The sequence below is a fragment of the Endozoicomonas sp. SESOKO2 genome (assembly GCF_024606245.1).
Taxonomy (GTDB): domain Bacteria; phylum Pseudomonadota; class Gammaproteobacteria; order Pseudomonadales; family Endozoicomonadaceae; genus Endozoicomonas_A.
Genome location: NZ_JAHHPQ010000254.1, coordinates 1 through 1,514 on the forward strand (window position 1 = coordinate 1; position 1,514 = coordinate 1,514).

Consider the following 1,514-nt stretch of genomic DNA (forward strand, 5'->3'; position numbering starts at 1 on the left):
ATTGAAGCCTATCCAGATGACCTGAAATATGTGAGTGCAGAACTGAAGGATGATAAAAAGGTCGTCATGGCCGCAGTGACTCAGGATGGTGACCAGCTGGAATATGCCAGCCCAAAACTTCAGGACGATAAAAACGTTGTCATGATCGCAGTCACTCAGGATGGTAGGAATCTGGATTATGCCAGCCAAAGACTTCAGGACGATAAAGAGGTCGTCATGGCCGCTATCACAACTTATCCGGCAGCTCTGCGTTATGCCGGTGAAAATGTACGCAGCGATAAAGAAATCGTGCGAAGTGCAATTGCTGATCAAATTTCTTGCTTATATTTTGCCTCTGAAACGTTATTGAATGATCGGGAGTATATGCTGGACTTAATTCAACAGAACTCTTATGCCTTCAATTATGTTGCGTCCGGGCTTAAACACGATGAGACTTTTATCGAGGCAGCAAGACAAAAAAACCACAATGTTCTTAAATACGTCAGGCCTTCTGCGAATAAGGTCTGATCTATTCAGGCCAGGTTGACCAGCTTAAACCCCGTTGCCAGCTTATTGTTGTTTTTTCTATTGTGCGCTTCAGGCTGACGGGTGAACTTTATAAAAACATTATTGTCGAAAGAGGGTAATTACCAGCCATTGAGGCATGGGTGAATATTGACATGAGAGGGATATCCTTATGTTGCCTGCTAATGTTGGCAGATCAGATTTTCCAACCCTGACAACGAACACAGATCAGAATACCCGAGTCGACAGCCCAACTAATGGGACTGAGAGTTCACCCAAAAATTATTTCAGTGATCCTGATCCCAATGGTTTATCTGACCCAACGTCACTCACCGAGCGCACCTGCCGTTTATCTATTTCAGATCAGGCTGCTAACGATTCTCTCCCAAGCCGTGAGCAACTTGGGGGCAAGGGGATGTTTTTGCAACGCATGGCGGCAATAAATCTGCCTGTCCCGCCGTTCAAATGTGTTTCAGCCCGGGTAATGAATGCGCTTGAACAACACCCTCTGGACTCCCATCGTTTAGCCCGCTATCTCCCCGTGATCGTCCTTGAGCTGGAGGCAGAGTGCAGCCTGATAAAGATCAGGGAATACCTGAATACCTCGCCACCATTAGAGAAAAACAAAATGGATAAATGGCTGGAGGGTCTGACACAATTCATTGTCAGTAGTGACTTTTACGAACAGGTTAAAGATTCTGAGGCAGCCTGCCACATCAGGAATCTGCGCTGTCAGCTTGAAGAACAATCCACGTCACAGCCGGTGATTGTCCGCAGTTCTGGCATCAATGAAGACAACTACGGCGATGCCCAGGCAGGCAAATACCTCTCTTTAGTCCAGGGAGAAGACGATGTTTTAAGAACCTGCCTTAAGGTCATGGCCTCAGCTTACCGGCCTGCAGTCTGCTCCGAAGGTATACCGCAAACCATGGCGTTGATTATCCAACACTGCGTTGATTGCCGATATGGCGGGGTCGCCATGAGCTTTCAATCTTTTCAGGATGATACCG

Annotated in this window: 2 protein-coding genes; both read left to right on the forward strand. The window is 47.0% G+C overall.

Going from position 1 to position 1,514, the window contains the following annotated elements; genetic code table 11:
* On the forward strand, nt 1-507 hold a 507-nt coding region (locus tag KDK17_RS06060; protein ID WP_257287595.1), incomplete at its 5' end, for a DUF4116 domain-containing protein.
* A 169-nt stretch (nt 508-676) separates the two neighbouring features.
* The coding region (locus KDK17_RS06065) for a PEP/pyruvate-binding domain-containing protein (RefSeq protein WP_257287596.1) at nt 677-1,514 on the forward strand (838 nt) is incomplete at its 3' end.